This window comes from Microbacterium sp. 22179 (assembly GCF_052045715.1).
Lineage (GTDB): Bacteria > Actinomycetota > Actinomycetes > Actinomycetales > Microbacteriaceae > Microbacterium > Microbacterium galbinum.
In genome coordinates, this window is sequence record NZ_JBQEPJ010000004.1 from 207,704 (window position 1) to 231,078 (window position 23,375).

22 protein-coding genes are annotated in these 23,375 nt (G+C 69.7%); 9 read left to right on the forward strand and 13 right to left on the reverse strand.

Translation table 11 applies throughout. The annotated features are described in order from the left end of the window. Window positions 1-295: 295 nt before the first annotated feature. Genes ACTJKK_RS10915 through ACTJKK_RS10930 form a run of 4 tightly spaced genes read right to left on the reverse strand, consistent with a single transcriptional unit; the run spans window position 296 to window position 2,628 of the window. Complete coding sequence (locus ACTJKK_RS10915; protein ID WP_440747995.1) at window positions 296-1,063, reverse strand: ABC transporter permease; 768 nt, start codon at window positions 1,061-1,063, stop codon at window positions 296-298. Next, the gene (locus ACTJKK_RS10920) at window positions 1,060-1,881 is read right to left on the reverse strand and encodes an ABC transporter ATP-binding protein (RefSeq protein ID WP_440747996.1); all 822 of its coding nucleotides are present in this window, start codon (window positions 1,879-1,881) and stop codon (window positions 1,060-1,062) included. Before ACTJKK_RS10920 ends, ACTJKK_RS10915 begins: the two co-directional genes overlap by 4 nt. After that, complete coding sequence (locus ACTJKK_RS10925) at window positions 1,878-2,249, reverse strand: DUF1048 domain-containing protein (RefSeq protein ID WP_247623894.1); 372 nt, start codon at window positions 2,247-2,249, stop codon at window positions 1,878-1,880. Before ACTJKK_RS10925 ends, ACTJKK_RS10920 begins: the two co-directional genes overlap by 4 nt. A 1-nt stretch (window position 2,250) precedes the next feature. Further along, window positions 2,251-2,628, reverse strand: coding sequence for a PadR family transcriptional regulator (locus ACTJKK_RS10930; protein WP_440747997.1), 378 nt, complete (start codon window positions 2,626-2,628; stop codon window positions 2,251-2,253). A gap of 188 nt (window positions 2,629-2,816) precedes the next feature. Between ACTJKK_RS10930 and ACTJKK_RS10935 the strand changes: the two genes are divergently transcribed. Beyond that, window positions 2,817-4,790 carry a DUF7507 domain-containing protein gene (locus ACTJKK_RS10935; protein WP_440747998.1) on the forward strand — a complete coding sequence of 658 codons (1,974 nt, stop codon included), beginning with the start codon at window positions 2,817-2,819 and terminating at the stop codon, window positions 4,788-4,790. Window positions 4,791-4,838: 48 nt separating this feature from the next. Here the strand turns inward: ACTJKK_RS10935 and ACTJKK_RS10940 are convergent, their stop codons facing one another. Continuing rightward, window positions 4,839-5,438: a TetR/AcrR family transcriptional regulator gene (locus tag ACTJKK_RS10940; RefSeq protein WP_440747999.1), complete on the reverse strand. Its 600-nt coding sequence runs from the start codon at window positions 5,436-5,438 to the stop codon at window positions 4,839-4,841. Between the two features lie 109 nt (window positions 5,439-5,547). Here ACTJKK_RS10940 and ACTJKK_RS10945 point away from each other — a divergent pair, with 109 nt between their 5' ends. After that, window positions 5,548-6,258 carry an SDR family oxidoreductase gene (locus tag ACTJKK_RS10945; protein WP_247623886.1) on the forward strand — a complete coding sequence of 237 codons (711 nt, stop codon included), beginning with the start codon at window positions 5,548-5,550 and terminating at the stop codon, window positions 6,256-6,258. A gap of 62 nt (window positions 6,259-6,320) precedes the next feature. Here the strand turns inward: ACTJKK_RS10945 and ACTJKK_RS10950 are convergent, their stop codons facing one another. The 3 genes from ACTJKK_RS10950 to ACTJKK_RS10960 all read right to left on the reverse strand — a co-directional run bounded on the left by ACTJKK_RS10950 (window position 6,321) and on the right by ACTJKK_RS10960 (window position 10,473). After that, complete coding sequence (locus ACTJKK_RS10950; RefSeq protein ID WP_440748000.1) at window positions 6,321-7,175, reverse strand: alpha/beta fold hydrolase; 855 nt, start codon at window positions 7,173-7,175, stop codon at window positions 6,321-6,323. 43 nt (window positions 7,176-7,218) lie between these two features. Beyond that, the gene (locus ACTJKK_RS10955) at window positions 7,219-8,226 is read right to left on the reverse strand and encodes an NADP-dependent oxidoreductase (protein WP_440748001.1); all 1,008 of its coding nucleotides are present in this window, start codon (window positions 8,224-8,226) and stop codon (window positions 7,219-7,221) included. Between the two features lie 93 nt (window positions 8,227-8,319). Beyond that, window positions 8,320-10,473, reverse strand: a complete 2,154-nt coding sequence (locus tag ACTJKK_RS10960; protein ID WP_440748002.1) for an alpha-galactosidase — start codon at window positions 10,471-10,473, stop codon at window positions 8,320-8,322. A gap of 51 nt (window positions 10,474-10,524) precedes the next feature. On the opposite strand from ACTJKK_RS10960, the gene ACTJKK_RS10965 reads away from it, so the two are divergent. Next, on the forward strand, window positions 10,525-11,055 hold the full coding sequence (locus ACTJKK_RS10965) for a cytochrome C5 (RefSeq protein ID WP_336641294.1): 531 nt from the start codon (window positions 10,525-10,527) through the stop codon (window positions 11,053-11,055). Between the two features lie 97 nt (window positions 11,056-11,152). Here ACTJKK_RS10965 and ACTJKK_RS10970 read toward each other — a convergent pair whose 3' ends face one another. From ACTJKK_RS10970 to ACTJKK_RS10990, 5 genes are all read right to left on the reverse strand, one after another. Then, window positions 11,153-11,881, reverse strand: a complete 729-nt coding sequence (locus tag ACTJKK_RS10970; RefSeq protein ID WP_440748003.1) for an SGNH/GDSL hydrolase family protein — start codon at window positions 11,879-11,881, stop codon at window positions 11,153-11,155. 138 nt (window positions 11,882-12,019) lie between these two features. Then, window positions 12,020-13,021, reverse strand: a complete 1,002-nt coding sequence (corA, locus tag ACTJKK_RS10975; RefSeq protein ID WP_247633280.1) for a magnesium/cobalt transporter CorA — start codon at window positions 13,019-13,021, stop codon at window positions 12,020-12,022. 692 nt (window positions 13,022-13,713) lie between these two features. Beyond that, entirely contained in the window at window positions 13,714-14,730 is a 1,017-nt protein-coding gene (locus tag ACTJKK_RS10980) for a Gfo/Idh/MocA family protein (RefSeq protein ID WP_440748004.1), read from the reverse strand. Further along, window positions 14,727-15,731 carry a Gfo/Idh/MocA family protein gene (locus ACTJKK_RS10985; protein ID WP_440748005.1) on the reverse strand — a complete coding sequence of 335 codons (1,005 nt, stop codon included), beginning with the start codon at window positions 15,729-15,731 and terminating at the stop codon, window positions 14,727-14,729. Before ACTJKK_RS10985 ends, ACTJKK_RS10980 begins: the two co-directional genes overlap by 4 nt. Then, window positions 15,728-16,894 (reverse strand): ROK family protein, encoded by a 1,167-nt coding sequence (locus tag ACTJKK_RS10990; protein WP_440748006.1) that lies wholly within the window; start codon window positions 16,892-16,894, stop codon window positions 15,728-15,730. The genes ACTJKK_RS10985 and ACTJKK_RS10990 overlap by 4 nt, the downstream gene beginning before the upstream one ends. 190 nt (window positions 16,895-17,084) lie before the next feature. On the opposite strand from ACTJKK_RS10990, the gene ACTJKK_RS10995 reads away from it, so the two are divergent. The 6 genes from ACTJKK_RS10995 (at window position 17,085) to ACTJKK_RS11020 (ending at window position 23,350) form a co-directional block, all read left to right on the forward strand. Further along, on the forward strand, window positions 17,085-18,320 hold the full coding sequence (locus ACTJKK_RS10995) for an ABC transporter substrate-binding protein (protein WP_440748007.1): 1,236 nt from the start codon (window positions 17,085-17,087) through the stop codon (window positions 18,318-18,320). A gap of 69 nt (window positions 18,321-18,389) precedes the next feature. Next, entirely contained in the window at window positions 18,390-19,295 is a 906-nt protein-coding gene (locus ACTJKK_RS11000) for a carbohydrate ABC transporter permease (RefSeq protein ID WP_247633275.1), read from the forward strand. Next, window positions 19,292-20,206, forward strand: a complete 915-nt coding sequence (locus ACTJKK_RS11005; RefSeq protein ID WP_247623874.1) for a carbohydrate ABC transporter permease — start codon at window positions 19,292-19,294, stop codon at window positions 20,204-20,206. Before ACTJKK_RS11000 ends, ACTJKK_RS11005 begins: the two co-directional genes overlap by 4 nt. Window positions 20,207-20,238: 32 nt before the next feature. Beyond that, window positions 20,239-21,273: an NAD-dependent epimerase/dehydratase family protein gene (locus tag ACTJKK_RS11010; protein ID WP_440748008.1), complete on the forward strand. Its 1,035-nt coding sequence runs from the start codon at window positions 20,239-20,241 to the stop codon at window positions 21,271-21,273. Continuing rightward, entirely contained in the window at window positions 21,273-22,358 is a 1,086-nt protein-coding gene (locus tag ACTJKK_RS11015; protein ID WP_440748009.1) for a dihydrodipicolinate synthase family protein, read from the forward strand. Before ACTJKK_RS11010 ends, ACTJKK_RS11015 begins: the two co-directional genes overlap by 1 nt. Beyond that, window positions 22,355-23,350, forward strand: a complete 996-nt coding sequence (locus ACTJKK_RS11020; protein WP_440748010.1) for a hydroxyacid dehydrogenase — start codon at window positions 22,355-22,357, stop codon at window positions 23,348-23,350. The genes ACTJKK_RS11015 and ACTJKK_RS11020 overlap by 4 nt, the downstream gene beginning before the upstream one ends. Window positions 23,351-23,375 lie beyond the last annotated feature (25 nt).

Below are 23,375 nucleotides of genomic sequence, written 5' to 3' on the forward strand. Positions count from 1 at the left end.
CTGTGAGGTAACGCCGCAGAGGCTCGGGCTCTGCTCGCGGGTCGCGGAACCGTCCGTCGTCGAGATCGCTGGGCACATCTACTCCTCTCACGTCCCATCCGGCCCCGAGCATAAGCGAGGTCTTGGAGGCCGGCCGTTCGTAACTCCGGAGAACTGCGGAGAATTCGGATGCGATCGGGGGTACCGGTCCGAATTGGGTGCGACTCTGAGGAGTTATGAACGGCGGAGGCCCTTCGTCTCGCTGCGCTCGCTCAGGGACCGGCCTTCGCAGACCGGTCCCTGAGCAACCCTCGGGTCACCGCACCTTGCGGCGGTAGGCGAGCATCGCGAAGGCGTAGGCGACGATCAGGATGCCGACGCACCAGGCGAGGGCGACCCAGATCTCGGAGCCCACGGGCTCGCCGGCGAACAGCGCCTGGATCGTGTTCACGATCGACGTGACCGGCTGGTTCTCGGCGAACCAGCGCACGGGCCCGGGCATCGTGTCGGTCGGTACGAAGGCCGAGCTGATGAACGGCAGGAAGATCAGCGGGTACGAGAACGCGCTCGCCCCGTCGACCGTCTTGGCGCTGAGCCCGGCGATGATCGCCAGCCAGGTGAGCGCGAGGGTGAACAGCAGCAGGATGCCGATGACCGCGAACCACGCCCCGGCGCCGGCTCCGGTGCGGAAGCCCATCAGGAACCCGACGCCGAAGATGATCGCCAGGGTGATGGCGTTCGCGACCAGCGAGGTGAGCACGTGCGCCCACAGCACGCTCGATCGGGCGATCGGCATGGAGTGGAAGCGCTCGAAGATGCCGCTCTGCAGGTCGGTGAAGAGACGGAACGCCGTGTAGGCGATGCCCGACGCGATCGCGATGAGCAGGATGCCGGGGAGCAGATAGTTCACGTAGTTCTCCTGGCCGGTGCTCTGACGCAGAGCCCCGCCGAAGACGTACACGAACAGGAGCATCAGGGCGATCGGGGTGACCGCCGTGGTGATGATGGTGTCGGCGCTGCGGAAGATGTGCCGCATCGACCGGCCGGTGAGGGTCGCCGTGTCGGCGACGAAGTGCGTGCTCATGAACGGTCCTCCTTCGTGGATGCTTCGGGCGGGGACGCTTCGGCAGGCTCAGCGACCCAGCCTTTGTGTGTCGGAGGGCCGACCAGCGAGAGGAAGATCTCCTCGAGCGTCGGCTGCTTCTCGACGTACTCGACCTTCGCGGGAGGCAGCAGTGCCTTCAGTTCTGCGAGCGTGCCGTTCGCGATGATGCGGCCTTCGTGCAGGATCGCGATGCGATCGGCGAGCTGCTCGGCCTCGTCGAGGTACTGGGTGGTGAGCAGCACGGTGGTGCCGGTGTGCGCGAGCTCCTTCACGACCTGCCACACCTCGAGCCGGGCCTCGGGGTCGAGGCCCGTGGTGGGCTCGTCGAGGTAGATGATTGCGGGGTCGCCGATGAGGCTCATCGCGATGTCGAGGCGGCGGCGCATGCCGCCGGAGTAGGTGCCGACCTTCCGGCCACCGGCATCCGTCAACCGGAAGCGGGCGAGCAGATCGTCGGCGATCTGTCCCGCGCCGGGCAGATGCCGCAGCTTCGCGACGAGCACGAGGTTCTCGCGCCCCGTGAGGATCTCGTCGACGGCGGCGAACTGGCCGGTCAGGCTGATCGTCTCGCGCACCTTCAGCGGGTCGCTCGCGACGTCGTGTCCGCGCACGGTCGCCGTGCCGGCATCCGCCGTCAGCAGCGTCGAGAGGATGCGCACCATGGTCGTCTTGCCGGCGCCGTTCGAGCCGAGCAGGGCGAAGATCGACCCCGCCTCGACCTCGAAGTCGACGCCCTTCAGCACGTGGAGGTCCTTATAGGACTTCTCGATGCCGGTGACGGTGATCGCTACGGTCATGACTCCTTCTCCTCGTCTCTCGCTTCGTCGACGGCCTTGATCAGGCGCGCCCGCTCCTTGTCGATCCACTGCACTCCGCCGTACGACTCGGCGTAGGTTTCGGCGAACTCGACGGGGTCGTCGCCCACGATCGCCGAGATCGGGGTGCCGTCGATCGCGGCCCGCTCCCACAGGTCGGCGAGGCCGAGGAAGATCTGCACCAGGGTGTCGCCGTCGGTGATGCCGCCGTAGTACATCGAGTAGCGGTGCTGGGCGTTCGCCACCGAGCGGTAGGGCTCGGGGAGGGCGTCGATCCGCTTCTTCGCGTCGCGGTACTGCTTCTTCTGCTCGAGCGATCCGGTGAGCGCTTCGATCCACTTCGCAGCCATGTCAGTTCTCCTCTTTCGTGTTGTGGGTGTCGTTCGTGTCGTTCGGGGTGTTCGTGATCGCGGGGTTCAGGCCGTCGATCCGTCGCGCGAGCAGGTTCCAGGTCTTCCAGAACTCCGCCAGCTCGTGGGTGCCCTGCGCGTTGAGCGTGTACACCTTGCGGGGCGGCCCCTTCTCGCTGGGCACCTTCTCGACGTCGACGAGCCCGCGCTGCTCGATCCGCACCAGCAGCGCGTACACGGTGCCCTCGGCGGTGTCGGTGAAGCCGTGCTCGCGCAGGCGTGCGGTGATGTCGTATCCGTAAGCCGGCTGCTCGGCGAGGAGCGCCAGCACGATGCCCTCCAGGGTGCCCTTGAGCATCTCGGTCATCTGCTTGCCCATCGGGTTCGCCTCCCTCTCATCCGTCGGTACTCAGTGATGCTGGGTACCGGTACAAAGTAACACTAGGTACCGGTACTTAGCAACACTGAATACCGGACACATCGTCAGACACCGGTCCCTGCCTCGTTGTTGATCAACGGGAAGGCGTCGATGGGGCGCCGCTTCCCGTCACAACTCCAGGGGGAGAAATGAAGTTCACGAAGATATCGGCGCTGGCCGGTGCGGCGACGCTGGTATCGCTGCTGCTCACGGGGGTGGCGGCCGCACCGGCGACCGCGGCGCCCATCGATGCCACATGCGGTTACGCGGAAGAGGGCACCGGCGGCAAGTTCACCGACTCGATCTGCTGGTTCGATTTCGCCGGGTACGACCAGTCCATCGGCCTGACCGCTGAGGGGCAGCGGTTCGAGACCACGCTCGGCGAGTACGACATCGCCTACACGGTCACCCAGCGGCCCACGGGCATGGGGTGGCAGCCGCGCGGCGTCGAGGCGCGACCGTCGACCGACCCGTTCTTCCCGATGGGCAACGGGGACTACTACGACGGCATCCCGGGCCTGCCCTACCTCTACGCCAACCGCGGCGCCTCGTTCGGCTCCGTGCAGATCAACATCGTCGACGTCGAGGTCTCGCTGGGGGGCGTGCCGGTGACCGGCTACGACCTCGTCACGGCCGCCCCCGAGACTCCGGATGCCTTCGTCGGGAACTTCGGTGAGCGGATCTTCTGGGATTCGGATCAGCCGCTCACGATGATCGACAGCATGCCCGTCGCAACCACGGGCGGTGGGTGCACCATGCCGCTCCCGGGAGACGGAACGCACGCCGCGCAATGCCAGCCCGCGTCCGCGGGGACTCCCGGCGCCCTTGGCTCCATCCTCGCCGCTCCGTCGGCCACCTCGATCTCCGGCACGCTCTACCTGAACTCGGCCGGTGAGCGCGAAGCGCTCGCCTTCGGCATCCGCACCTCCACCCTCACGCTCGAGAAGAGTGTCGACAGTCGCGTCGACCCGCTCGACTCGTTCGACGTGCAGGTCACCTCGCCGGAGGGCGTCGCTCTCGCGACCGCCACCACCGGCGCCGATGACACCGCCGCCACCCCCACGACCACCGTGATCCCGAGCGGTGCGTTCACGCTCTCCGAGGCGGTCACCGCCGGAGCGCCGAGCCCGCTGGACTACTACGACGCGGCGTGGACGTGCACCAACAACACCGAGGGCAGCACCACCGTGCTCCCGACCGGCACCGATCCGGCGCAGCAGCTCACGCTCGCCGCGGGCGACTCGGTCGACTGCGTCGTGACGAACACCGCCAAGCAGGCGTCGCTCGGCCTCGTCAAGTCGGTGTCGCCCGCCACGGCATCCGTCGGCGACACGGTCGTCTACGACTTCGCCGTCACCAACGACGGCGCACTGCCCGTCGAGAACCTCGTGATCGATGAGACGACGTTCACGGGAACGGGCGAGCTGGGCGACATCGTCTGCCCGGTCACCACGCTCGCGGTCGGCGAGTCGACCACATGCCATGCCCCGTACGTCGTGACCCAGGCCGACATCGATGAGGGACTGGTCTCGAACGAGGCGACCGCGTCGGCCGGCGTCGTCGGCACTTCGGTGACCGTCGACGCGAACTCCTCGACCGCGCTGCTCGACACCCCGGGCACCGGACTGCTCGACGTCGTGAAGACGGTCGACAGCCCGACTGCGGCCGTCGGCGACACCGTGCTGTACACGCTGACCGCCACGAACGCGGGCACCCTGACGCTGTCGGACGTGGCGCTCTCGGACGTCGACTTCACGGGCGCGACACCGCTCGACGAGCTGACCTGCGACAAGACCGCACCGGTCACGCTCGCTCCCGGTGAGACGCTCACCTGCACGGTCGAGTACGAGGCGGCGGTCGCCGACATCGGCACCGTCACCAACGGCGCGAGCGGCACGGCGACCGACCCGCACGGCGAGCCCATCGCCGGGAGCGACTCGGCTTCGCTCTCGGTCGTGGCGGCGCCGGAGCTGCCCGAGACGCCGGATGCACCCGTCGCGCAGACCGGCGCGACCCTCGCCATCACCGGCGGCGACGCCCCGTGGCTCGTCGGCGGCGTGGGCGCGATCCTGCTCCTCGTGGGAGCATCCGTGCTGGCCTTCCGTCGCGCGCTCCGGAGCTGATCCGCGCGCGACACCTGAGCGCCTCGGACCTTCGGGTCCGGGGCGGGGTCAGCGGGGCAGGATCGCCGAGATCTGCCCGCGAACGCCCTCGACGATCTGCGTGACGTCGACCTCGGCATCGCTGGACGACATGGTGAGGAACATGATCGACGAGACCACCCGCGCCAGGGCCGAGGCCTCGGCGGCGGAGATGCTTGCGAGGCGGGAGAGGGTCCCGGCGAGAGCCTGCTCGGTCTCCCCGACGATGGCGAGCGCCGCGGCGTGATGCGGTTCGGTCGGGTCGCCGAAGACCATCTCCCGCAGGTAGGTGCGTCCGTTCTCGACCTGCACCCGATTGCACTCGATGATGGGCGTCGCCAGCGCCATCACGCCGTCGAGGGGCGTGCGGGCATCGGCGGAAGCCGCGCGGCCGCGCTCGAGCGCGTCGGCGTAGTGCGAGTTCTGCACGAGCAGCAGGAGCTCGCCCTTGGTCTTGGCGTACAGGAACAGTGTGCCGGTGCCGATGTCCGCCGCATCGGCGATCTGCTGCGTCGTCACCTCGTCGACTCCGCGCTCGGAGAAGAGCTCGGCGGCCGCGGCCACGATGCGCTCGAGCTTCTGCTGCTTGTTCCGTTCGCGTCTTCCGACGGGTGCGCTCTCTGCGGGCACGAGACTCCCCTCGGAATAGATTCTGACCAGGCTCAGTTATGAGTGTAGTCGCGACAGTGCGGGTCACGAGCGACAGGAATCATTGTTCCACGAGCCGAAAGAAGTCCTCATGACCTCCCTCACCCACGCCGTCGTCCTCGTCACCGGAGCGAACGGAGGCATCGGAACGCATCTCGTCGAGCAGGCACTCGCCCGGGGCGCCGCGAAGGTCTACGCGACCGCCCGCCAGCCCCGCGAGTGGGCGGACCCGCGCGTCGTTCCGCTCACTCTCGACGTCACGGACCCGGCGTCGATCGCGGCCGTCGTCGCCGCGGCATCCGACGTCACCGTGCTCGTGAACAACGCCGGTGCCTCGACGCCCACCCCCGGCATCCTCACCCACACCGACGAGGAGATCCGCCACAACGTCGAGACGAACTTCCTCGGACCGCTGTTCCTCGCTCGGGCCTTCGCCCCGCTGCTCTCGGCCCACGGCGGGGAGACCGCCATCATCGATATCCACTCGGCCCTGTCGTGGTACGCCGTCGCCGGCATCTACTCGGCGACGAAGGCGGCCCTCTGGTCGGCCACGAACTCGCTGCGGCTCGAGCTGCAGCCCGCCGGGGTGCAGGTCGTCGGCGTGCACGTCGGGTACGTCGACACCGCGATGGCGGCGCACGCCACCAGCCCGAAGCTCGACCCTGCCGACCTCGTCACCCAGATCTTCGACACGCTCGAGGCCGGCGGGTACGAGGTTCTCGCCGACCAGACCTCGGTGCAGGCCAAGGCCGGACTCTCGGCTCCGCTCGAGGTGGTCTACCCGCAGCTCGCGCAGGGCTGAGCCTTCCACGGCAAAGAGGGCGCCACCGAGCGGTGGCGCCCTCTTTCGCATGCCGAAGGCCGTCAGGCGGCGAGGAACCTCGCGGCGACCGGGGCGAACTTCTCCCAGTACTGGAAGATGCCGCCGTGCCCGGAGTTCGGATAGATGATCAGCTCCGACCCCGCGATGCGCCGGTGCAGATCCTCGGAGAGGATCGACGGCACCATGCGGTCGTTGTCGCCGTTGGCGATGAGCGTCGGTTGCGTGATCACCGACAGGTCCGACGGGGCGGAGCGGCCGAAGCGCTGGATCGCCCTGAGCTGCGTGCTGAACGCCTTGTTTCCGATGGGCGCATCCCGGTCGATCGCGCGTTCCTCGAGACGCTCGACGAACGCCTTGCCCGCCCGCTTGCCGACCGCGTCGCGGTTGAAGAAGAGGAACTCCTTGGGGTCGGATCGGGTGAGGACCGACCGGAAGATGTCCCAGTACGTCACACCCACGACCTTGTCCATGTCTTTTCCGCCCCGCGGTCCCGTGCCGGTGAGCACGAGCTTGCGCACGAGTTCGGGATGCGCGACGACCAGGTCCTGGGCGATCATTCCGCCCATCGAGAACCCGAAGACGTCGACGGTGTCGTAGCCGAGCCGGCGGATGAACGCATACGCATCGTCTGCAGCTTCCTCGAGCGTGGGCGGCACGGTGCCGCCTGACGCGCCGACGCCCTGCTGGTCGAACGTGATGACGTGCCGAGTCTCGGCGATGGCGTCGACGATGCGCGGATCCCAGTTGTCGAGGGTCGCGGCGAGATGCGCGAAGAAGACGACCGGTACATCTTCTGCGGGGCCCAGCTCGCGGTACGCGAACTTCTTGCCGCCGACCGTGATCGATCGGGTCGGAGCCTGCGCGTAGGAGGTGATGGGTGGGGTGTCTTCGGTCATGATCGAGTTCCTCTTCGTCCGTTCTGGATGGTGCGAGGGCGGGTCAGGCGACCGCACCCGCGCCCGTGATGACGACCTTGCCGCGCAGGCCACCGCGCGTGAGTGCGGTCAGGGCCTGCGGGGTCTCGTCGAACGGGAACGTCGCGCCCACGACGGGGCGGATGCTGCCGCTGTCGACGAGCGCGGCGATCTCTCGCAGCTGCGAGCCGTCGGCCCTCATCCACAGGAACTCGTAGCCGACGCCGAGCTTCTTCGCCCGCGCGCGGACCTTGCGGCTCAGCGCCGCGATCGCGAGGCGGAGCAGGGGGTTGAGTCCCGCCGCGCGAGCGAAGGCGGGGTCGGGAGGCCCCGCGATCCCGATCGCCTTTCCGCCGGGGCGCAGGACGCGCAGCGACTTCTCGAGGTTCTCACCGCCGAGGCTGTCGAGTACGAGGTCGTAACCCGAGAGTTCTTCCTCGAAGTCCTGGGTACGGTAGTCGATCACCACGTCGGCCCCGAGTTCGCGCACGAAGTCCGCATTCTTCACGGATGCCGTGGTGGCCACGTGCGCGCCGAGATGCTTCGCGAGCTGGATCGCGATCGAGCCGACTCCGCCGGCGCCGGCGTGAATGAGCACCTTCTGACCGGCCTGCACGTTCGCCCTCTCGACGAGTGCCTGCCATGCCGTCAGCGCCACGAGCGGCAGTGATGCGGCCTCGACGATGCTGATCGACGCGGGCGCGGGGGCGAGGTCGGCCTGATCGATCGCGATGCGCTCGGCGAACGTCCCGATCCGCTGGTCGCGGGGGCGGGCGAACACGCGGTCGCCCGCGGCGAATCCCGTGACCTCCGACCCGACGCGCAGCACGGTGCCAGCGACGTCGTGGCCGAGGACGAGGGGCAGCGGGGAGGGCAGGATCGCTTTGAACTCGCCCGCGCGGATCTTCTCGTCCAACTGGTTGACGCCGGCCGCCTCGACGCGCACGAGCACGTCGCGCACGCCGAGTTCGGGCTCGGGCGCTGCGACTTCGTGCAGCGGCTGTGAGTAGGTGTCGAACGCGAACGCGCGCATGTAGCGTCTCCCAAGGTCGAGTTGACTCAATTATGAGTCAACTCAGTTTCCTTGTCAACGCGGATGCATCCGAGATCGCCCGGATGCCGCGGGTCAGACGGCCGTGAAGTGCAGGAGCAGTGCGTTGCCGGGGTTCAGCACCGGCAGGGGGAGGCCCTGCGCGAGCACCGCGCCCGTGACGGTGAGGTCGGATGCCGCGAGCCACGCCGGGTCGGCGACCTGGTGGCGGTGCGCCCCGCCGATCTCGTCGCGCACCCGCACGCGGTACGTCGCCGCGGGGTCGAGGCCCGGGATCGGTACGCGCGGCGACTGCGCGGTCGCGCTTGTCTCGGTGCGCACCCACGCGAACACGGCCTCCTCGCGGTCGGCGCTCACGACGCCGTGCAGCAGGCTGCCGGGGTCGACGTCGTCGCCGCGCACCGTGACGCCCGAGTGCAGCAGTCCCCGCAGCTCGCGGTACAGGGCGGTCCAGGCCGCGATCGCGGCGCGGTCGTCATCGGATGCCGTCGTCAGGTCCCACTCGAGGCCGGCGTGACCGAACAGGGCGGTCGCGGCGCGGAATGCGAACGACGCGTGCCGACCGGTGGTGTGCGAGACCGTCGGGCCGACGTGCGCGCCGATCAGCTCGGGCGGCAGCAGCGTCTGCGTGCCGCGCTGGATGCTCTGGCGCTCGATCGGGTCGTTGCAGTCCGAGGCCCAGATGCGGTCAGCGCGGGCGAGGGTGCCGAGGTCGGTGCGCCCGCCGCCCGAGGCGCACGATTCGATCTCGAGACGCGGATGCCGGCGGCGGATCTCGTCGAGCACGCGGTACACCCCGAGCGTGTGGGCGTGCACGCGGCGGCGGCCGCGCGCGTCGAGCGAGGCGTGCAGGTCGCGGTTGTGGTCCCACTTGACGAAGTCCACGCGGGCGCGCGTGATCACGTCGTCGAGCCGCTCGACGATGTAGTCGACGACGTCGTCGCGCGAGAAATCGAGCACGAACTGGTGGCGCGAGGCGAGCAGCGGGTTCTCGCCGAGCAGCCAGTCCGGATGCTGTCGCGCCAGGTCGGAGTCGGGGTTCACCATCTCGGGCTCGAACCACAGGCCGAACTCGAGGCCGAGGTCGTGCACGCGCGCCGAGAGCGGTGCGAGCCCCTCGGGCCACACGTCGTCGTCGATGAACCAGTCGCCGAGGCCCGCATGGTCGTCTCGGCGTCCGCGGAACCAGCCGTCGTCGAGCACGAAGCGCTCCACGCCCAGCTCGGCGGCGGTCGTCGCGAGCGCGGTGAGGGTGTCGAGGTCGTGGTCGAAGTACACCGCCTCCCACGTGTTGAGCAGCAGCGGCCGTGGGGTCTTCGGGTGGCTCGGGCGCGACCGGATCGACGCGTGGAACCGGGCGGTCACGCCGTCGATCCCCTCGTCGCTCCAGGTCGAGAGCAGCTCGGGCGAGCCGTACGTCTCGCCGGGCTGCAGGCGCACCTCGCCCGCATCGACGAGTTCGCCGCCGCCGAGCACCGAGCGGTGGGCTCCGGCGCCCTCGGGCAGACGCTCGACCAGCATCTCCTGGTTGCCGCCCCACGCGAGGTGCGCGGCCCAGACCTCGCCCGAGCGGAAGCGGAAGCCCTCGGTGCCGGTCAGGGTCAGGAACGAGGAGTCGTGGCCGGGGCGTCCGCGACGCGACGATCGCAGCCAGGTGCCGTCGTGGATCGCCGCGCGCTGCGACACCTTCTCGTTCGTCCAGCGGCCCGTGAAGTCGACGACCTCGGCGGCGCGGGCGGGCAGCGGCAGCAGCGAGCGCACGGCGGCGACGTCGACCGGATGCTCGGCGCCGATGTTCTCGAGGACCACGGAGGAGTGCAGCACACCGGCCTCGTCGAGCGCGAACGTGAACGTCGCCTCGACGGTGGCGCGGGCATCCACCAGCACGAAGCTCGCGCTCGCGGCATCCGTCTGCACCGTCCGCGTCCGCGCGAACCCGTCGATCACGGCGTCCGCTGCGGTCGCCTCGATCGCCGGAGTGCCGGACCATCCGTGCGCGCGGCCGGGCGCGATCGAGAACGAGCGGGCCACGTCGAGAGAGCTGTTCATCACGGCCGGGGTGGCGGTCGCGAGGAGGCCGGGGATGTCGGCATCCGTCAGCGGTGCACCCCAGTGCGCGATGGTCGGGGCGCCGAACAGGTCGGTCGTGACGACGAGGCTCACGCCTCCGTTGCGCAGGTGCGTGGCTTCCGGAACGGCGCTGTCCGGAACGGGGTTACTTGACGACATGAATTAATCATAGCCAGACCGGAGCGAGGAGTTGTCGGCAAGGATGGGAACATGACCACTGCACTCGACGAACTCCTGGCCGCCGTCATCGAGAGCGGCCACCTCGACGAACCGGTCGCCGAGGACGGCATCGTGCACGGCCGCGCCCACCTCGAGGCCGCCGGCACCGACGTCACCGTCAACATCGACCCCGAGATCGAAGACGGCGATGCGGATGCCGAGGCCGACGTCGAGGAGCTGGTCGCGGGAGTCGAGCGCATCCTGTCGATCACCGAGAAGCGCTGGCGCGCGATCGTCGACGAGGCCGCGTCCGACATCGAGGAGGCCGTCGGCGAGTCCGAGGTCAGCGAGCGCATCGACCTGCGCGACGACATGGAGGCCGCGTCGGTCGTCGTCTTCGCGGATGCCGTGCTCGTGTCGTTCGACGCCCCGCGGCAGTTCCCCGACTCGCGCATCCTCGTGCAGCTCGACGAGGAACTCGAGGTCGACGGCGTCGAGGTCGCCGAAGACGACGGGGTCGAGACGATCTCCTTCGCCTCGGGCGACGCGCTGCTCGACCACATCAGCCGCGACGACGCCTGAGGCTCTTGCCGCGGGACGCTTCGACAGGCTCAGCGACCCGGTTTCTTCCGCCCCACGGCGTCCCTGAGCCTGTCGAAGGGCCGCCCCGCGCGACCGCTCAACTGTAGATGCGCGCCGCGCCGACCTGCGCCTCGAGCAGCGGCAGCGTGCGTGAGCGCTCCGGCTTCGGGCGGATGCCGAGCACCGTCGCGATCTCGAGCGCGAGGGCGGCGTGCCCCGCCGCGTTCGGGTGGAACGGGTCGCCCATCAGGCCCCACGGGATTCCGCCGGCGCCGAGCTCGATGAGCCGGGCGTACTGATCCACGAGGACGACGTCCTCGCTCGCGGCGACCTGCCGCACGGCATCCGCGAATTCGGCGACGCGGGCGCGCTCCGGAGCGTTGGCGACGTCGATCGGCGGCGGGGTCTGCAGTACCGCGATCGCGCCGAGCGCCCGCACCCGTGCGACGAACTCGCGCAGCGAGGCGGCGTACTCCTCGGGTGAGACGACCGGCTGCGGTCCACCGGTCGAGAGATCGTTCGTGCCGATCATCAGCGTCACGACGTCGGGCCGCCACGACGACACCCGGCGCTCGAAGTCTCCGAGGATGTCGACGATCCGGTGCCCGCTGATCGCCGAGTTCACGACGATGTCGCGCACCCGCTCGAGCTCACCGCGAACGAGTTCGTGCAGGTGCTCGGCGTAGCTGCGGCCGCCCTGCGTGAAGACGAGGCCGTGGGTGATCGAGTCTCCGGTGATCACCCAGGTCAGCGGGTCGCCGCCCGCGAGCAGGTCGGCGAGGCGGGCGAGATCGGATGCAGCGGTGGGGGCGGTGGTGTCGGACACGCCTCCGACCCTATCCACAGCATCCGACGTCGTGCATGCGGCCACGCAACGGGAGGAGATCTCACGCTCGGCAGGATCGAAAGAGCGGATGCCTCCTGCGGAAGCCGAGTTCTCCTCCCGGGGCGCGCGGCGCCGCGCTCAGAGCCAGCGCTTGTACTTGAAGATCCCGAAGAGACCGATCGCGAACGCCGCCATCGCACCGAGAGCGAGCGGGTAGCCGAACGCCCAGTGCAGCTCGGGCATGACCTCGAAGTTCATGCCGTAGACGGTGCCGACGAGGGTGGGGGCGAAGATGATCGCCGCCCACGAGGAGATCTTCTTGATCTCGTCGTTCTGCGCGATGCTCGTGTCGGTCTGACGACGGGCGACGAGAGCGGAGTGCACGCGCAGCGCGTTCTCGAGGATCGCGCGGAACGAGTCGACCCGCTCGTTCACGCGGATCGTGTGGTCGAGCACGTCGCGCAGCGACCGCTGCAGTTCCTCGTCGATGCGGTACTTGTCGGACCCTCGGCGCAGCCACTCGAGCATGCCGGTGAGCGGGTGCACCGCCCGCTGGAAGTTGATGACCTCGCGCGAGAGCTCGTAGATGCGCCGGGAGAGCGCGTCGTCGTCGCTGTCGCCGAAGAGCTGGTCCTCGATCTCGTCGATGTCGTTCTCGAGACCCGCGACGATCGGCTCGTACTCGTCGACGACCTCGTCGAGGATCGCGTAGAGCACGGCTTCGGGTCCCATCGCGAGCAGCTCGGGGTGCGCCTCCATCCGCCGCCGCACGGCCGCGAGGTTCGGCGACTCGGCGTGCCGGATCGTCACCACGAAGTCGGGGCCGACGAACAGGTGCAGCTCGCCGAACTCGACGGACTCCTGCTCGTCGCGGTAGCGCGCCGGCCGCAGCACCGCGAAGAGCGTGTCGCCGTAGCGCTCGACCTTGGAGCGCTGGTGGCCCGAGAGCGCGTCTTCGACGGCGAGCGGATGCAGATCGAACTCGCGCGCGACCGAGGCGACCTCTTCGGGGCTCGGTCGGTAGAGGCCGATCCACGCGATGCCGCCGACGGAGTCGAGGATGCGGTAGGTCTCGTCGAGGTTCTGGGGGGTCTCCACGCGACGTCCGTGGACGTACACGCCGTTGTCGATCAGGGCCATGGGAGTGCTTCTTCTCTCGCAGGCGCGCACCGACCGGGGTCGGGCGCGCAGTTTCGTCAGGATGCGGAGGACGCCACCCGGGACTGCGGAGATCGACGTGCGAACGCGGAGCGGATGCTCAACGCGCGAGCGCAGGGAGTCGCGACGCAGCGAGGGCGGCGTCGTTACTATCGTCGGACATCGCCATCACCGCCTTTCGGGACTCATCGGGTCACTCGACCCGAAGGGAGAGCATACTCCTCGGTTCTGGCAGGTTTCTGCGTGCGGGGACCCTTCGACAGGCTCAGGGACCCAGTTCAGCGCAGGGGCGCTGCGGGTCAAGGAACTGGGTTGCTGAGCCTGTCGAAGCATCCCCGCGTGGGTGGGACCCTTCGAACCCAGTTCAGCGCAGGGGTGCTGGGGGTCTAGGAGCTGGGTTGCTGAGCCTGCCGAAGCATCCCCGCCCGCGCGCTCGGGAGGAGTTCTCGCGCAAGGGAGGAGTGTGTGCGGCATCCGCTCCTGTGCTGCGGGAGAACTCCTGCGTTGTGCGCGGGGGAGGGGTGACGTCTCGGGCGGAGAACTCGGCGTTGGGCGGAGGAATCGGGTGGATGCTTCCGCCCAACGCGATGATCTCCGCCCGGAGCGGGGGCCGCAGGCAAGGCTCAGGGACCCAGTTCAGCGAAGGGCCAGCCGGGCTACAAGGGCCAGCCGGGCTACAGGGTGACGACCTCGCCCGCGCGAGCGGCGGAGGCCTGGGCGGCCTTCACGATCTCGACGGTGCGGATGCCGACACCGGCGTCGGGTTGCGGCTGACGCCCGGCGCGCACGGACGCGACGAACTCCTCGAGCAGCAGGGCATCGAGATCGGCGCCGATCGGGTCCCAGGTCTCTCCCGCGGCGTCGTGACCGGCCACACCCTTCGCGAACGGGCTGACGGTGACGGTGCCGCGCTCGGCGACGACCTGCAGGGTGAGTCCGCCCCAGGTCGCCGAACTCATCGGCCAGCTCCACGAGCAGTCGATCGTGGCGATCACGCCGCTCGGGTACTGCAGGGTCACGAGCCCTCCGGTCTCGACGGCGAGGTCGCGCTGGCCGTGCAGGATGCCGTTCGACACGGCCCTCACCGACGCGGCGCGCTCACCCAGGAGGTCGTCGAGCAGATCGGCGCAGTGCACGACGTGGTCGACGAGAGCCCCGCCGCCGGCCAGCGACGGGTCGGTGAACCACGCGCGATCCTGCGGCAGCTTGCCGTTGTTGATGCCGGTGACACCGAGCACCCGGCCGAGGCGTCCGCTGCGCAGCTCGGCGATCGCGTCGCGCACGGCGGGCGCGAAGCGCACGGGGTAGGCGACCATGAGGATCACTCCGGCGTCGTCGCAGGCGGTGCGCATCGCGACGGCATCCTCGACCGTCGTCGCGAGCGGCTTCTCGCACAGCACGTGCACTCCTTCGGCGGCGGCGCGCTCGACCAGCGCCCGGTGCCGGGAGTTCTCGGCCGCGACGACGACGGCATCCGGCTTCCAGGCGAACGCCTCGTCGTAGGTCTCGACGTACGCGACGCCGAGCTCGGCGGCCAGTGCGGCCCCGCGCGGCGCGTCATCCGGCGCCGATGCCCCGTCGGGGTCGGTCGCGATCAGCTCGATGCCGGGCATCGCCGACAGGGCGTGCACGTAGCTGAGGGCGTGCGTATGAGCGAACGACAGCACGGCGATCCGCAGGGGCGTGGTCATCGGACGACCTCCTCGGTCGGCGAGGGAACGGGGGAGACGGGCGTCCCGGCGGCGATCGACGCGATCGCCGCCTCGGCGACGGCGACCGCGCGGATGCCGTCGGCCGGTGTCACCCGCGCCTCCCGCCCCTCGCGCAGCGCTGCCACGAAATCGGCGATCTCGGCGTAGTACGGGCTGTCCTGCGGCGACATCGGCGGCAGGTAGTCGGTGGCACCGGGGAGGGCTGCGGCATCCGTGCGCAGCGTGCGATCCTCGGCGCTGTCGTATCGCAGGCGTCCTTCGGAGCCCGCGACCTCGACGCTCGTACGGAACGGGATGCCCGGCGCGACCCAACTGCCGTGGATGTGGCTGATGACCCCGTTCGCGTGCGTCAGCACGATGTGCGAGGTGACGGGAGCGGGCACGCGGTCGTCGATCGTCGGCGGGTTCTGCACCGCGAACACCTGCGACACGTCTCCCGCGAACCACAGAGCCTGGTCGATGTCGTGGATCATGAGGTCGCGGATCAACCCGCCTCCCGCGCTCTCGGAGAAGAACCACGGCGACTGCGGCGCGGCACCGGCCCGGCTGAACCGCTGCACGGCGAGAGTTCCGATGCGCCCCGCGTCGACGGCGGCCTTGATCTGCGCGTACTCGCCCATGTAACGCACGACGTGCGCGGGGAAGAGGCGCACACCCGCGGCGGCCGCGGCATCCGTCACCCGTGCGGCGTCGATCGACGTCGCCGCCAGCGGCTTCTCGCAGACGACGTCGCGGCCGGCGGCGATGGCGCGCAGCGCGAAGTCGGCGTGCGTGCTGCTGGGAGTCACGATGTCGACGAGGTCCACCAGGTCGATCAGCGCGTCGATATCGGCGACGAGCTCGAACCCGTACTCCTCGGCGATCTCCTCGGCACCCGCCAGCGAGGTCACGTAGCCCTGTGCGCCCAGCGCCCTCCAGGCGTCGGCGTGCACGCGCGAGATGCCGCCGGCTCCGATGAGTCCGACCTTCAGGGTGCTCACTTCGTCTCCTCGGGGGTGGGCGATGCCGTGTCGTGCGGCAGCGGGGTGATGGGCGGCACCGGCATGTCGTCGATGCCGTAGATGTCGGCGGCGTGCCGCTGGAAGGCGTGCACGACCGCGCCGTGCGCCGCGGCCTCGCCGCCGAGGCGCGCTTCGGCGAGGGGCACCTGGAACGGCAGTCCGAGATGCCGGGGGAGCGCCTGGCGCAGTGGATCGAGCAGCTGCTCGTGCGCCGCCGACAGACCGCCGCCGATCACGATCATGGCGGGGTCGACGGTCATCGTGAGGGTCGCGATGCCGTGCGCGAGCTCCTCGATGAAGGCGTCCAGCTCGTCCTGCGCGGCACGGTCCCCGGCCCGCGCGGCGGCGAACACCTCCGCGGCCGTCGGGGCGGTGCGCCACGAGATCTGCCCGGTCTCGGTGTTGAGGCCGCGGAAGGCGAGACGGCCGATGTCGCCGGCCGCGTTGTGGATGCCGCGCCGCGGGCGCCCGCCGAGGATGAGTCCCATCGAGATGCGGTTACCCACCGAGAGGTAGATGACGTCGTCGACGAGCTGTGCCACCCCGAGGTGGTGCTCGGCGACCGCGGCGAGTCGCACGCCGTTGTCGACCGAGACGGGGCAGCCGAACGCCTGACGCAGCTGCGCACCGATGTCGGCGCCCGACCACTCGGGGATCACGACCGAGAGCACCACGCGGCCGGCGTCGTCGACCAGACCGGGGAGCGAGACGCCGATGGCCCGCACGCGGGACGAGGCGACGGATGCTCCGCCCAGTGTCTGCCGCACGTCGTCGATCACGGCCGCGAGCTTGGCGGCGCCGTCGGGGTGCGCTTCGACCCCGGGGAAGCTGCGCTGGGCGATCACGCGGCCGGCGAGGTCGGAGAGGAGCACGCGCACGCTCGCGACGCCGATGTCGACTCCGACGACGGTGCCCGCCTCGGCGTGGAACGAGTAGTGCCGCGCGGGGCGGCCGGCTCCGCCGACGCTCGCGACGGGGGCGTCGACGATCAGCCCCGAATCGCTCAGCACCGACACGGCGTTCTCGACCGAGGTGCGCGAGATCTCGAGCGACCGGGAGAGGTCGTTGACCGTCGAGGGCCCGCCATCGCGGAGCTGCAGCGCGGATCGCGCGACGATCGACAGCTGGCCTGACACGCCCATGTGCGGTCCTCTCTTCATCGACGTGGTCGGTGTGCGAACAAGTTAGCACACCGGATTCTCAGATCAGGCTCGGACGTTCTCGAGCCGGAAACACGGCGGAAACAACCGTCTGAGAACTTGTCCTTGACGAATTATCCCATCCCGATGTCATAATGAACCGTACTCAGCACGGTTCAAGCAAAGGAGCACCATGCGCGTCAGCAAGATCACCGGCGTCGTCGCGGGAGTCGCGACCGCCACCCTGTTGGCCGGATGTTCGGCCGGCGGAGGAAGCACCGCTGAAGGAGACCAGAGCATCACGGTCTGGCTCTACCCGGTCATCGCCGACGAGGCGGTGCACAAGGACTTCTGGGACTCGACGATCGAGGCCTTCGAGGCCGAGAACGACGGCATCGACGTGAACTACGAGATCTTCCCGTGGGCCAATCGCGACGAGTCCCTGCAGACGGCGATCGCCGCGGGCAAGGGTCCGGACGTCGTCTACCTCATCCCCGACCAGCTGTCGGCGTACCAGTCGTCGATCGCCCCGCTCAACGACCTGCTCAGCGAGCAGCGGCAGGACGACCTGCTCCCCAACGTCAAGGAGTCCGTCACGATCGACGGCGACATCCTCGGGGCGCCGATCCTGACCAGCGCCCAGCCGCTCATCTGCAACGCCGCCGCCTTCGAGGCCGCGGGCGTGACCGAGTACCCCGAGACCTGGGACGACATCATCGACATCGCGCCGAAGTTCACGGCGGCCGACATGTACGTGCTGAACTACCCGGCGTCGGCGGAGAACACCCTCAACCTCACCTTCTACCCGCTGCTCTGGCAGGCCGGGGGACAGGTCTACGACGACGGCGAGGTCGGCTTCGACAGCAAGGCCGGCGAAGAGGCGCTCACCTTCATCACCGATCTGGCCGAGGCGGGGGCCCTCGACCCCGAGGCGCTCACCACCAACGTGCCGCTCGAGCAGACCGCGATCGCTCAGGGCAAGGTCGCCTGCACCTGGAACAACGGCGTGACCGAGGTCGCTCCGTTCTGGGGCGAGGAGAACGTCAAGGTGCTCGCTCCGCTCACCGATGAGAAGTCGGTGGCCTACGGCACGGTCGGTTCGCTCTCGGTGCTCAAGGGATCGAAGGCGCAGGATGCCGCGGCGAAGTTCGCCGAGTACGCCACCAGCGCCGAGGTCGTCGAGCCCTACCTCACCGCCGCCGGGTACTTCTCGGCGCTCAGCACCACCGAGCCGCTCTACGCCGACGACCCGCTCCTCGGCGAGGTCGAGAAGTACGTGCCCGACACGACGGTGGGCGAGCTGAACGGGAGCTCGCGTGCGCTCATGGGCGTGCTCGCCCCCGAGATCCAGGCGGCGCTGCTGGGTCAGAAGTCCCCGGCCGACGCGCTGAAGGATGCCGCGACCGCCGCGGCCCCGCTCATCAAGTAGTGACCGCGGGGGTGCGCCGCGGCATCCGCTGCGCACCCCCGTCCCTTCCCGACCCGACGTGAGGTTCTCATGACGACGGCAACCATGCCGAAGAAGCCGCAGGGCACGGTGACCCGCCTGCTCGCCCGGCGCGAGGCGCGGGTGGCGTTCCTCTTCGTGCTCCCCGCCTTCCTGCTCTTCATCGCGTTCCGCTTCGGCCCCAGCATCGCCGGCGTCGCGCTGAGCTTCTTCGACTACGACATCTCCGGTGAGATCGCGTGGCGGGGTCTCGACCACTTCCAGCGACTCGTCGCCGATCCGCTCTTCTGGCGGGCGATGGGCACGACGCTCGTCTACACCGTCTTCGCCGTGCCGATCTCCCTGGCGCTCTCGACGATCATGGCGCTGGGGGTGCGACGCGCGTTCCGCGGCGCGCGGTTCTTCCGGTCGATCTTCTTCCTCCCCGTCATCACCTCGCTCGTGCTCGCGGGCAGCATCTTCGTCTGGATCTTCTCGAGCAACGGGCCCTGGTCGCAGCTCATGGCTCCGCTCGGGCTCGGCGGCTCGTGGCTCGGCAGCACCGTGCTCGTCATCCCGGCGATCGTCGTCGTGGGGGTCTGGTCGCGGTTCGGCTACGGGATGATGATCATCATCGCGGCCCTGCAGGACGTCCCTCGCGAGCTCGAGGAGGCGGCGCTGGTCGACGGGGCAGGGGCGTGGAAACGCTTCCGCTACATCGTGCTGCCGTACCTGCGCCCCACGTTCTTCTTCCTCGCGGTGATCGAGACGACCGCCGCCTTCCAGGTCTTCGACGTCATCTACGTGATGACCCAGGGTGGGCCGGCGAACGCCAGCTACTCGCTCGTCTACCTGCTCTACGACCAGGGCTTCCGGTACTTCGACTACGGCTACGCGGCCGCGGTCGGTGTCGCCCTCTTCGTCATGACCCTCGTGGTCGCCCTCATCCAGCGCCTCGTGATCGGAAAGCAGAAATGACCGCCCTGATCCAGCCGCCCACGCAGACGCCGGTCTCGGCGCCGCCGCAGAAGCCGGCCGCCCCGCGCCGCCACCGCTCGTTCCGCGCCCTCGAACCCACCCGCATGGGCGTGGTCGTGCGGTGGATCTGGCTGAGCCTCGCCGGCATCCTGAGCTTCTTCCCCTTCTACGCGATGGTCGTGCTGAGCCTCAAGCCCGGCATGGTAGTCGACCTTCCCGGATCGCTGATCCCCTGGACCGACATCTCCTTCGAGTCCTACGAGCAGGTGCTGGGCGGGCAGAACATCCTCGGCTGGCTGTTCAACACGCTCGTCTACTCGCTCGTCTCGGTCGTCGCCGTGCTGTTCCTGTCGGCGCTCGCCGGGTACGCGTTCGCCAAGAAGCGCTTCCGCGGCAAGGAGGTGATGTTCTGGTCGTTCCTCGCGATGGTGATGGTGCCGTTCCACGTCACCCTCATCCCGACGTTCATCCTGATGGCGAACCTCGGCGGCATCGACACCTACTGGGGCCTCATCCTGCCGACGCTCGCGAACGCGCAGGCCGTGTTCCTCATGCGCCAGTTCATCCAGGGGCTGCCCGACGAACTGTTCGAGGCCGCGCGGATCGACGGTGCGGGCGAGTTCCGCATCTTCCTGCGCATCGTCCTGCCGCTGTGCAAGCCGATCCTCGCGACCCTCGGCATCTTCGTGTTCCTGTGGCACTGGAACGATTTCCTGTGGCCGCTCATCATCGCCAAGTCGAACTCGATGTTCACCCTCACCGTCGGCATCTCGTCGCTGCAGCAGCAGAACGTCCCGTTGAGCACGATGCTCGCGGGGTCGGTCGTCGCGCTGCTGCCCATCTTCCTCGCGTACCTGATCGCTCAGCGCTACGTGCAGGAGGGCGTCACGGGCACCGGCATCAAGGGCTAGAGACACCAGCTGAGAAGAAGGGAAAGCACCACATGCCTCAGCGCCACTTCACCTCCGAGGCCGATCTCGAGGAAGCCCTCGCGACACCGAGCGACGCGCTCGTCGACGACCTCGCGAGCGGTTCGGGCGACCTCGTCATCCTCGGGGCCGGCGGAAAGATGGGCCCGACCCTCGCGATGCTCGCCCGTCGCGGGATGGATGCCGCGGGGCGTGAGGCCGATGCGGTCTATGCCGTCTCGCGGTTCGGCGACGCCGAGATCCGTGCCCGCCTCGAGAGGGCCGGCGTGCGCGTCGTGCCGTTCGACCTCATCGAGAACGACGACTTCTCGTCGCTGCCGGATGCCCCGAACGTGGTGTTCATGGTGGGGGCGAAGTTCGGGGCCGCGACCAACGCCTCGTGGGCGTGGGAGGTCAACGCGGCGCTGCCCGACCGGGTCGCCCGCCGCTACCGCGACAGCGCGATCTCGGTGCTGTCGACCGGGAACGTCTACCCCTTCGTGCCGGCGTCGTCGGGCGGAGCGTCGGAAGAGCTCGCTCCCGCACCGATCGGCGAGTACGCGCAGTCGTGCCTCGGACGCGAGCGGGTCTTCGAGTTCGGTGCGCAGGAGCGCGGGACGAAGGTCGCGATCATCCGCCTCAACTACGCCGTCGATCTGCGCTACGGCGTGCTCGCCGACATCGGCAGCGCGGTGAACGCGGGTGAGCCGGTGTCGGTCGCCACCGCCAACGTCAACGTGATCTGGCAGGGGTACGCGAACGAGGTGGTGCTGCGCAGCCTGAACCACGCCTCCACCGACCCGTTCACGATCAACCTCACCGGCCCCGAGCTGCTGAGCGTCGAGCCGATCGCCCGCCGCTTCGGAGCGCTGTTCGACCGCGAGGTCGACCTTGTCGACGAGCCCCAGCCGACCGCGCTGCTCAGCGATGCGCGTCGGTGCATGGCGCTGTTCGGCTACCCGTCGGTGTCGGCCGAGACGCTCATCGCGATGCAGGCCGACTGGATCGCGGGCGGCCTGCCCATGATCGCCAAGCCCACCAAGTGGGCCGTGCGGGACGGGAAGTTCTGATGGCGACCTCCGCCGCGCGTACCGCGACCGTGCCGTCGCTGCGTCCCGAAGCCGCGGCCACTCTGGCCCGCGGCGCGGTGATCCCCGCGCATCCGCTCGCACTGACCGCCGATCGCACACTCGACGAGCGTCGCCAGCGCGCCCTGTCGCGCTACTACCTCGACGCCGGGGCCGGGGGCCTCGCCGTCGGCGTGCACACCACGCAGTTCGAGATCCGCGACCCCGAGCACGCCCTCTTCGAGCCGGTGCTCGCGCTCGCGGCCGAGGAGATGGATGCCTGCTCCGATCCCGCCCTCGTGCGCATCGCGGGGGTGGCCGGCGACACCGCGCAGGCGGTCGCCGAAGCCGAGCTCGCACGCTCGCTCGGTTACGACGCGGTGCTCATCAGCCCGCGCGTCGCGGGTGCCGACGAGCGCGCGCTGCTCGACCGCGCCCGCGCCGTCGGCGAGGTGCTTCCGCTCGTGGGCTTCTACCTGCAGACCGCGATCGGCGGACCGGTTCTCGACCGCGAATTCTGGCGCGAGTTCGCGGCGATCCCCGCGGTCGTGGCCGTGAAGGCGGCGCCCTTCGATCGCTACCGCACCCTCGAACTGGTGCGCGGGGTCGCGGCATCCGGTCGTGCCGACGAGATCGCGCTGTACACCGGCAACGACGATGCGATCGTCGCCGACCTGCTCGCGGAATTCCACGTCGAGTCGCCCGACGGGCCGCGCACGCTGCGCTTCGTCGGCGGACTGCTGGGCCAGTGGGCCGTCGGAACGCGCGCCGCGGTCGGGCTGCTCGAGAAGGCGCACCGCGCGATGGCGGGGGATGCCGCGGCCTATCGCGAGCTGAGCCTCCTCGCCTCCGACATGGTCGACGTCAACCAGGCGGTGTTCGACCCGGGCAACGACTTCCACGGCGTGATCGCGGGAGTGCACGAGATGCTGCGACAGCAGGGTCTGCTCGAGGGCACCTGGTGCCTCGACCCCGCCGAGGGCCTCTCCCCCGGGCAGGCCGAGGAGATCGCCCGTGTGCGCCGGGCCTACCCCGCGCTGAACGACGACGCGTTCATCGCCGCACACCGCGAGGACTGGTTGCGATGAGCGCCCTCCCCGTCGTGGTCGCGGTGGTGCCCGAGGCGCTGTACGCGGAGTTCTTCTCGCCCGACGATGCCGATCGCCTCGAGGGGGCCGCCGGGCGGCTGGGGGGATCGTTCGTGCGGGTGGACCGGCTGACGGATGCGCCGCTCGACGAGGTGCGCGTCGTGATCACGAGCTGGGGCATCGATCCGTTCGACGCCGCAGTGCTCGACCGGATGCCGCGACTCGAGCTCGTCGCGCACACGGGTGCCTCGATCAAGGCGTTCGCGACCGCGGAGCTGTTCGACCGGGGCGTCGTCGTCGCTCAGGCGGGGGCGGGCATGGCGCGATCGGTCGCGGAGGTGTCGCTCGCCTTCACGCTCGCGCTGCTGCATCGCGTGCCCGAGATGCACAACGGGCTGCGGGGCGGCGGCTGGGACGCGGGCGTCCCGGCGCAGCACGAGATCCTCGATGCCCCGATCGCGGTGATCGGGGCATCGCGCACGGGTCGCGCCTACCTCGAACTCATCCGGCTGCTGGGCGCGCGCCCGCTGCTCGTCGACCCGACGCTCGATCGGGCCGCGGCGTCCGCTCTGGGTGCCGAACTCGTCGCGCTCGACGACGCCATGGAGCGGGCGCGGATCGTCGCCGTGCACGCGCCGACGCTGCCCGAGACGCGCCATCTCATCGGACGTCGCGAACTGGCGCTGATGCCCGACGGCGCCGGTCTCGTGAACACCGCGCGCTCCTGGCTCGTCGATGAGGAGGCGCTCGTCGACGAGGTGCGAGCGGGGCGTCTCAGCGCCGCGATTGACGTGTTCGACGAGGAGCCCCTCGGAGCGGAGCATCCGCTGCGCACGCTGACCGGCGCGCTGCTCACGCCGCACCGGGCGGCCGGCACCACCGAGGGTCGGCTGCGCCAGGGCCGCATCGTGGCCGACGAGCTCGATCGCTTCTCTTCGGGCCGACCGCTCGCCCATGCCGTCGATCGCGCGCACTTGGCGTCGATGGCATGAAACCGAAGACCTCTGGGGGCTCTGG

What these genes read in the sequence shown, in the direction of transcription:
- ACTJKK_RS10930 (WP_440747997.1), bottom strand. Translation starts at nt 2,628, where the DNA reads ATGGGCAAGCAGATGACCGAGATGCTCAAGGGCACCCTGGAGGGCATC.
- ACTJKK_RS11005 (WP_247623874.1), top strand. Translation starts at nt 19,292, where the DNA reads ATGACCGCCCTGATCCAGCCGCCCACGCAGACGCCGGTCTCGGCGCCG.
- ACTJKK_RS10950 (WP_440748000.1), bottom strand. Translation starts at nt 7,175, where the DNA reads ATGACCGAAGACACCCCACCCATCACCTCCTACGCGCAGGCTCCGACC.
- ACTJKK_RS10960 (WP_440748002.1), bottom strand. Translation starts at nt 10,473, where the DNA reads ATGTCGTCAAGTAACCCCGTTCCGGACAGCGCCGTTCCGGAAGCCACG.
- ACTJKK_RS10955 (WP_440748001.1), bottom strand. Translation starts at nt 8,226, where the DNA reads ATGCGCGCGTTCGCGTTCGACACCTACTCACAGCCGCTGCACGAAGTC.
- ACTJKK_RS11015 (WP_440748009.1), top strand. Translation starts at nt 21,273, where the DNA reads ATGGCGACCTCCGCCGCGCGTACCGCGACCGTGCCGTCGCTGCGTCCC.
- ACTJKK_RS10935 (WP_440747998.1), top strand. Translation starts at nt 2,817, where the DNA reads ATGAAGTTCACGAAGATATCGGCGCTGGCCGGTGCGGCGACGCTGGTA.
- ACTJKK_RS10995 (WP_440748007.1), top strand. Translation starts at nt 17,085, where the DNA reads ATGCGCGTCAGCAAGATCACCGGCGTCGTCGCGGGAGTCGCGACCGCC.
- ACTJKK_RS11000 (WP_247633275.1), top strand. Translation starts at nt 18,390, where the DNA reads ATGACGACGGCAACCATGCCGAAGAAGCCGCAGGGCACGGTGACCCGC.
- ACTJKK_RS11020 (WP_440748010.1), top strand. Translation starts at nt 22,355, where the DNA reads ATGAGCGCCCTCCCCGTCGTGGTCGCGGTGGTGCCCGAGGCGCTGTAC.
- ACTJKK_RS10965 (WP_336641294.1), top strand. Translation starts at nt 10,525, where the DNA reads ATGACCACTGCACTCGACGAACTCCTGGCCGCCGTCATCGAGAGCGGC.
- ACTJKK_RS10920 (WP_440747996.1), bottom strand. Translation starts at nt 1,881, where the DNA reads ATGACCGTAGCGATCACCGTCACCGGCATCGAGAAGTCCTATAAGGAC.
- ACTJKK_RS10990 (WP_440748006.1), bottom strand. Translation starts at nt 16,894, where the DNA reads ATGGGCGTGTCAGGCCAGCTGTCGATCGTCGCGCGATCCGCGCTGCAG.
- ACTJKK_RS10980 (WP_440748004.1), bottom strand. Translation starts at nt 14,730, where the DNA reads ATGACCACGCCCCTGCGGATCGCCGTGCTGTCGTTCGCTCATACGCAC.
- corA (WP_247633280.1), bottom strand. Translation starts at nt 13,021, where the DNA reads ATGGCCCTGATCGACAACGGCGTGTACGTCCACGGACGTCGCGTGGAG.
- ACTJKK_RS10945 (WP_247623886.1), top strand. Translation starts at nt 5,548, where the DNA reads ATGACCTCCCTCACCCACGCCGTCGTCCTCGTCACCGGAGCGAACGGA.
- ACTJKK_RS10915 (WP_440747995.1), bottom strand. Translation starts at nt 1,063, where the DNA reads ATGAGCACGCACTTCGTCGCCGACACGGCGACCCTCACCGGCCGGTCG.
- ACTJKK_RS10925 (WP_247623894.1), bottom strand. Translation starts at nt 2,249, where the DNA reads ATGGCTGCGAAGTGGATCGAAGCGCTCACCGGATCGCTCGAGCAGAAG.
- ACTJKK_RS11010 (WP_440748008.1), top strand. Translation starts at nt 20,239, where the DNA reads ATGCCTCAGCGCCACTTCACCTCCGAGGCCGATCTCGAGGAAGCCCTC.